This is a genomic window from Paenibacillus sp. 01T442, from assembly GCF_056398345.1.
Genome location: NZ_JBFTPF010000230.1, coordinates 1 through 375 on the forward strand (window position 1 = coordinate 1; position 375 = coordinate 375).

The following is a 375-nucleotide window of genomic DNA, read 5'->3' on the forward strand; positions in this document are numbered from 1 at the left end:
GGTTCCCCCATTCGGACATCCCCGGATCAAAGCCTGCTTACGGCTCCCCGAGGCATTTCGTCGTTCGCCACGTCCTTCTTCGGCTCCTAGTGCCTAGGCATCCTCCGTGTGCTCTTTCTAGCTTAACCTAGAAAAAACTTTAAAGATTTTTGCATGAYCCKAAGRTCAAGCAACCTAAGTTCTTACTTTACGTTTTTGTTTCGTTATCTAGTTTTCAAGGAACAAWGTTGTTGAAGGGKTAATTCATCCTTCAAAACTGAACACGAGTGAGTAAGCGATTGTGTATCCGAAGATACTTGACTGTGTCTATCAGACACGAGTCTCCATAGAAAGGAGGTGATCCAGCCGCACCTTCCGATACGGCTACCTTGTTAC

At 46.2% G+C, this 375-nt stretch carries 1 rRNA gene; it reads right to left on the minus strand.

The features are described 5' to 3' along the window. Window positions 1-128, minus strand: a 23S ribosomal RNA gene (locus AC1DLM_RS35580); the annotation flags it as partial. Between the last annotated feature and the right edge of the window lie 247 nt (window positions 129-375).